The sequence below is a fragment of the Pedobacter sp. UBA5917 genome, from assembly GCF_002432345.1.
Lineage (GTDB): Bacteria > Bacteroidota > Bacteroidia > Sphingobacteriales > Sphingobacteriaceae > Pedobacter.
In genome coordinates this window covers 1-6,741 of the sequence record NZ_DJDT01000119.1, presented here as the reverse complement: position 1 = coordinate 6,741, position 6,741 = coordinate 1, and the positions used below count along the sequence as shown (strand labels likewise).

The 6,741-nt window shown below is 38.9% G+C and carries 7 protein-coding genes; 5 read left to right on the top strand and 2 right to left on the bottom strand.

Going from position 1 to position 6,741, the window contains the following annotated elements; genetic code table 11:
- Positions 1-155: 155 nt before the first annotated feature.
- A complete protein-coding gene (locus tag B2V92_RS07060; RefSeq protein WP_293306194.1) occupies positions 156-974 on the top strand; it encodes a 2,3,4,5-tetrahydropyridine-2,6-dicarboxylate N-succinyltransferase in 819 nt (272 codons plus the stop codon).
- Between the two features lie 15 nt (positions 975-989).
- A complete protein-coding gene (locus B2V92_RS07055; protein ID WP_293306192.1) occupies positions 990-2,189 on the top strand; it encodes a glycosyltransferase family 4 protein in 1,200 nt (399 codons plus the stop codon).
- Between the two features lie 355 nt (positions 2,190-2,544).
- Here the strand turns inward: B2V92_RS07055 and B2V92_RS07050 are convergent, their stop codons facing one another.
- Positions 2,545-3,102, bottom strand: a complete 558-nt coding sequence (locus tag B2V92_RS07050; protein WP_293306190.1) for a DUF4136 domain-containing protein — start codon at positions 3,100-3,102, stop codon at positions 2,545-2,547.
- Between the two features lie 177 nt (positions 3,103-3,279).
- Positions 3,280-3,831, bottom strand: coding sequence for a DUF4136 domain-containing protein (locus B2V92_RS07045; RefSeq protein ID WP_293306188.1), 552 nt, complete (start codon positions 3,829-3,831; stop codon positions 3,280-3,282).
- Positions 3,832-4,107: 276 nt separating this feature from the next.
- Between B2V92_RS07045 and B2V92_RS07040 the strand changes: the two genes are divergently transcribed.
- From B2V92_RS07040 to B2V92_RS07030, 3 genes are all read left to right on the top strand, one after another.
- Positions 4,108-4,674, top strand: coding sequence for an L-threonylcarbamoyladenylate synthase (locus B2V92_RS07040; protein ID WP_293306186.1), 567 nt, complete (start codon positions 4,108-4,110; stop codon positions 4,672-4,674).
- Positions 4,675-4,772: 98 nt separating this feature from the next.
- A complete protein-coding gene (locus B2V92_RS07035) occupies positions 4,773-6,179 on the top strand; it encodes a CCA tRNA nucleotidyltransferase (protein ID WP_293306184.1) in 1,407 nt (468 codons plus the stop codon).
- A 99-nt stretch (positions 6,180-6,278) separates the two neighbouring features.
- A partial coding sequence (locus tag B2V92_RS07030) for an IS1096 element passenger TnpR family protein (protein WP_293306182.1) occupies positions 6,279-6,741 on the top strand: 463 nt, incomplete at its 3' end.

Below are 6,741 nucleotides of genomic sequence, written 5' to 3'. Positions count from 1 at the left end.
TGTATAAACTGGTTAATCGGTTAATTGTATGGAGCGTATTTCAGCAGTTAACCAATTTAAACGCTTAACCAGTTAACCTAACTGCAAAACAATTTAAACAATTAGCCCTTTAATAAACAAAAATTGATTTATTTTGCGTAAAATTTAAAAACATCATGTATTCAGATTTAAAGAAATTAATTGAAGCCGCTTGGGAAGATAGAACCCTTTTACAATATAGCAACTATTGCGAAGCCATCGAAACCGTAATCCAGGGTTTGGATAAAGGCGAAATCCGCGTTGCCGAACCGGTTTTAAACTCTTGGGGCATTAATGAATGGGTAAAGAAAGCTGTAATTTTATATTTCCCGATCCGTGAGATGAAAGAGATTAAAAGCGGTCCTTTTGTATACCATGATAAAATGGAATTAAAAACCGATTACAAAGCAACTGGTGTTCGTGTTGTGCCTATGGCAAGTGCACGTTACGGTGCGTTTTTGGCAAAAGGTGTAATCATGATGCCATCGTACGTAAACATCGGCGCTTATGTTGATGAAGGTACAATGGTTGATACCTGGGCTACCGTTGGTTCTTGCGCGCAGATCGGTAAACGCGTTCACTTAAGTGGTGGTGTGGGTATTGGTGGCGTTTTAGAACCTGTACAGGCTGCTCCGGTAATTATCGAAGATGATGCTTTTTTGGGTTCGAGAGCCATTGTTGTAGAAGGTGTTAAAGTAGAAAGAGAAGCAGTGCTTGGAGCCAATGTGGTATTAACCGCATCGACCAAAATTATTGATGTTACCGGTCCAACCCCTGTTGAATACAAAGGTATTGTTCCTGCACGTTCGGTAGTAATTCCTGGTAGTTATACCAAAAAATTCCCTGCCGGCGAATTTCAGGTGCCATGTGCTTTAATTATCGGAAAACGTAAAGAAAGTACTGATAAGAAAACTTCGCTTAACGATGCGTTAAGGGAAAATAATGTAGCGGTTTAAGCTGAAAGCAAAAAGGTGAAAGCTGAAAGCGAAACTAAAACTCAAAAAGCCGAAAGTACTGAACTTGAGCAATCAAGCTTTGGTCTTTCGGCTTTAAGCTTTAGGCTTAAAATAGGATACGATGGCAAACGTGCCGCCAATAACTTAACCGGACTGGGCAATTATAGCCGGTCGTTAATTGAGCATTTGGCAGATCAGTTTCCGCAAAATAGGTATCTGGTTTATTCTCCAAAGGTAAAACCGGCCAAACAGATCGATGCTTTTTTTGAAAAAGAGAATATCGAACTCAAGTTACCGCAAAGCGGAAGTTTTCTCTGGCGGAGCCTAAATATCCTTAAAGACCTTATCCGTGATGACGTTAAGATTTATCATGGCCTTAGTCACGAAATACCCTATGCCATTGAGCATACCCCCATTAAATCAATCGTTACCATTCACGATCTGATTTTTCTACGTTTCCCCCAGTATTACAAATTTATCGATAGGAAACTATACGAATGGAAAAGTAGATCGGCCTGTAAACGGGCAAACAAAATCATCGCCATCAGCGAAAAAACAAAAGAAGATATTATTGATTTATACGGCATTAGTGCCGAAAAAATCGAGGTGATCTACCAAAGTTGCGACGATAGCTTTAAAAGCCCTTTCGCTACAGAAATATTAAGCCGCATTAGGGCTACCTACAAACTGCCCGAAAAATACATCCTTAATGTTGGTACCATCGAAGAACGTAAGAACTTAAAGTTGGCCGTTCAGGCTTTAAAAGAGGTAAACGAAGCGTACAAATTAGTGGTAATAGGCAAACAAACAGCCTATTTTAAAACAGTAGAAACCGAAATTGAAAAGCTTGGCCTTAAAAACAGGATCATATTTCTAAAAAATATTCCTTTTGCCGATCTGCCGGGTATTTACCAAATGGCAGATGTTTTCGTTTATCCTTCATTTTACGAAGGTTTTGGTATTCCCATTATAGAAGCATTGTATTCGGGCATTCCGGTGGTTGCTGCTACAGGTTCGTGCCTGGAAGAAGCCGGCGGACCAAACAGCTTATACATTTCGCCAAATGATGCCAATGGACTGGCAAAAGCCATAAATAAGATTTTGAAAAATCCACAACTGCAAAAAGAGATGAAGGAAAAGGGGCTGGAGTTTGTCCAAAAATTTAACAGCTCTCTCGTTACGCAGCAATTAATGGATTGTTATCAAAGCCTTTAACATATTATCCTTCAGTTAAGTCGGCGAAGACTTTAATTACGCTTAATTCCGTTGTTTGCATATCTTTTTATTCCTTGCAGATATTTTCAACTCGTGTCGTCACTCTGAATTTATTTCAGGGTCTTTCATGCTAAAAAGATGCTGACCACAAAGTAGCTATTAGACCATTGAATAACAATAGAAATGGCTAATAAAATAAATTCAGCATGACGAATCGATCTAGGAAAAGCATTTACAAAACAGTATTTTCATTAATAATTATCAAACTAAGCGTATTAGCGCCTTATTCAAAAAAGAAAAAGGGCTGGAATTTATTTAAAAATTCAACAGCCCTTCTGTTATCTTAAATTACAACTTATTTAGCAGCTGTAACCGTTGGTGGATATTGCGCCAATATTTCTTTTACACCTGTATATAAACGTTGTTCTCTTTTGTTAAAATTATCGAGGTTAAAACCTGATCCCTGTCCGTGCCAGAATAAAATCTTTTTAGCAGGATCTAAGAAATCGATGATAATAGTACCATCTATGTACTGGTTTACGTAAGTTCCGCCGCCACCCCAGAAAGGAGATCCCCAACCGCCGCGCCAGCCCCAACCCCAGCCACCGTAGTAACCAGGACCGTAAACATCAGTTTTTTCTCTGGCTACAACAACCAGATTCACCAATAAATCAGGTTTTTCTGATTTGGTAAATCCTTTGGCATTCATTTCTGCTTCAACGGCAGCCAATAACCTGCGCTTATCAAGGTTGTTCAGCTTAACCCTGGCAATACCTTTATCGTAAAAATTGTAAGTTTTGTAACCGCTTAAATCAACATTTTTATCATAATCTGATGCGGTGCGGAGTGTTGTACATCCTGCTAATGCCAATACCACTGTAAAAAGCATTAATAATTTTTGTGCTGTTCTCATTTTGTGCGCTGTTGTATAAATAACCTGACATAAATATAACGATTTAGGTAACCAACCACCAAATCATTTAACATATTTTACAATCAGATTGTTATCTGTACAACGATTTCCAATTGATAATGTTTCAACCGTATATCGTTCAGGGTAAATATTTTACATTTGGATTAAATCTCTTTTTCAATAAACGGGCGGATATTCCAGCAAAATCTGTTTAACAGCCAAATTTATCCTTTCTTCCCTGTTTTCATAATCATCAAAATTAAAACCCGAACCAACTCCATGCCACATAATTGCCTTGGTTTCAGGATTTAAAAAATCGATGATAATGGTGCCGTTCTGGTATTCTTTATTGGTACCCAACGCACCAAATTGTGATTCTTTCCATTGATAGGCCGAAGCTGTTGCATCCCATTGGTATCCGCCACCGCTATAACCCCAATCGGCCCTTGTTTTAATGTTGACCAATACTGCCACATTGATTAAAAAATCAGGCCGATCCGATTTCGTAAAACCTTTTTTTAGTACTGCATTTTCAACTGCATTAAGCATCCTTGGTTTATCGAGGTTGTTTAACTGGAGCGCTTCAATCCCCTTTTCAAAATAAGCAAAGGATTTTAACTTGGAAAAGTTGACATTTTTGTCGTAATCTGAAGCTGTAAGCACAGTGATACAGCTGGTAAATGCCATTACGATTGTAAATAGCATACACCATTTTAGTGTGTGTTTCATTTTGCGTTTTATTTAATAACCTATTACTAAAATACCAGTTTATTTCAGCAAAACATATTAGCTGCAATAAATAAATGATAAAGAATATGTTACGTTAACAAGAAGTTATTTACATAACTTAAGCTTTGCAAGATTGCTGAAGCTTTACCGCCGCACGCTCCAAAAGGCTTTGGCTAGATTTACGAAGTTTTTCCTTCGCACAGCCTAATGAAACTTCGTAAATAATATCGCGCATTAAGATTATTAACCTTCGGCCGAATAAATTAACTTTGCAGGATGCTAAGAGATGAGATCAACAAAGCTTTTGAAGTATTAAAATCGGGTGGTGTTATCCTCTACCCTACCGATACCATTTGGGGCCTTGGCTGCGATGCCACCAATCCTGAAGCAGTAGATAAAGTACTTAAAATTAAAAACCGGCCGGCCGAAAAGAGCCTAATCGTATTATTGGATGTAGATAGCAAACTGCAGGGTTATGTTACCGAAATACCAGATGTAGCTTACGACCTGATCGAGTATGCAGAAAATCCTTTAACAATCGTTTTTCCAGGGGCAAAAAACCTGGCACCAAACGTAATCAATGCAGATGGCAGTGTGGGCATCAGGATTGCCAAACACGATTTTTGCACCCCTTTGATCCAACGCTTTAGGAAACCGGTTGTTTCTACCTCTGCCAATTTAAGCGGACAACCATCTCCGAAATTCTTTGATGATATTGATCCGGCAATTATTGATGCTGTAGATTATGTGGTAGACTTTGAACAGGAAAACCGTACCAACAGAAAACCATCAACGATTATGAAACTTTCTCCGGGCGGACAGTTTGAATTTATCCGTAGATAATTTTATTACTTTTGTAATTATTATTGTCAACTGAACTACTTTACATCTTTTCAATTGGATAGATGGCCCAGATCAGTACGGCATAAATAACCAAGTTCATGCAACAACACCTACAACACCCCATATTTAAAACCTTATCCTCAATAGCAGATAAGAGCAATACCGAAGCGTATGTAATCGGTGGCTTTGTACGCGATTTATTTTTAAACCGCCCGTCAAAAGATATCGATGTGGTGGTAGTAGGCAGCGGAATCGGATATGCGGAGGCTGTAGCCCGTAAACTTAACACCAAAGTTGCTGTATTCAAGAATTTTGGTACTGCAAACATTAAACACCAGGATCTGGAAGTTGAATTTGTAGGTGCCAGAAAAGAATCTTACCGTTCTGATTCGCGCAAACCTATTGTAGAGGATGGCACTTTAGAAGACGACCAGCTCCGCAGGGATTTTACCATCAATGCACTTGCTATTAATTTAAATGCCGACCACTTTGGCGAGCTTTTAGACCCATTTGACGGGGTTAAAGATTTAGAGAATAAACTGATCCGTACGCCGCTCGATCCCGAAATTACTTTTTCCGACGATCCTCTGCGTATGATGCGGGCCATCCGTTTTGCATCACAGCTCAATTTTGATATCGATCCGGCAGCGCTTAATGCCATCAAAACCCAGAAACAGCGCATCAGCATTGTATCTAAAGAACGGATTACAGATGAGATGAATAAAATCATCCTTTCTAAAAAGCCCTCGATAGGTTTTAAACATCTTTTTGATACAGGATTGTTGCATCTTATTTTTCCCCAGATGGCACAGCTGTATGGCGTTGAAATTATAAAGGGTAAAGGCCATAAAGATAATTTTTACCATACTTTGGAGGTACTCGACAATATTTGCGCTGATACGGAAGATTTATGGTTGCGCTGGGCGGCTATTCTGCACGATATTGCCAAACCGGCTACCAAACGTTTTGAAGAAGGCCACGGCTGGACATTCCACGGGCACGAAGACCGCGGCGCACGGATGGTACCGAAAATTTTTGCACAGTTAAAACTTCCTTTAAATGAAAAAATGAAGTATGTGCAAAAACTGGTTCAGCTTCATTTACGTCCGATTGTTTTAGCACAGGAAACCGTTACCGATTCGGCCGTAAGGAGATTGCTTTTTGACGCCGGCGAAGAAATCGAAAGCCTGATGTTACTCTGCAATGCCGACGTTACCACTAAAAACGAGTACAAAAAAACAAAGTACAGGAACAACTTTGAGCTGGTAAAACAAAAGCTTAAAGATGTAGAAGAACGCGATAAAATCAGAAACTGGCAACCTCCTATTACCGGCAATGATATTATGGAAACTTTTGCACTCGAGGCAGGAAAAGAAGTAGGTATTATAAAAAACGCTATCCGCGAGGCCATATTAGAAGGTGAAATCAAAAACGATTATCAGGAGGCATTCGATTTTATGCTCAATCAGGCAAAACAAATGGGATTAAATCCTGTTAATAAATAATTTAATTGCCCCAACTACAAAATTAGGATGTCTTTTATGGCATTTGATGTTTGTGGTAATTATAAATTAACTTTATTTTTACGGTTCCAAAATACAATAATGGCTATTTATAAATTTAGAATTACTTTCGAAGATTTTGATGATGTTGTGAGAGAGATCGACATTAAATCAAACCAAACATTTGAAGACCTGCACAGGGCTATCCACAGATCTACAGGTTATAATGCCGAAAAGTCTTCGTCTTTTTATGTAAGCACCGACAATTGGTTAAAGGGCGATGAAATTGCCTATTTACCGAGCGAACGTAAAAAGGACCGTGTAGTTTTAATGGAAAACTCTAAATTGAGTGGTTTTATCGAAGATCCGCATCAAAAATTTTATTATACCTATAACTTCGACCGTCCTTACGATTTCCATGTAGAACTGGTAAAAATCGTTCTGGATGCCGATCCTAATATCGAATATCCATTTTTAGTCAAAAGCAGTGGCGAAGCACCAAAAATCATGGAGCAAAATAGTCCACAGGCAGTTGATCCGAGAGGTGCTGCAGCGGCGGCCAGCG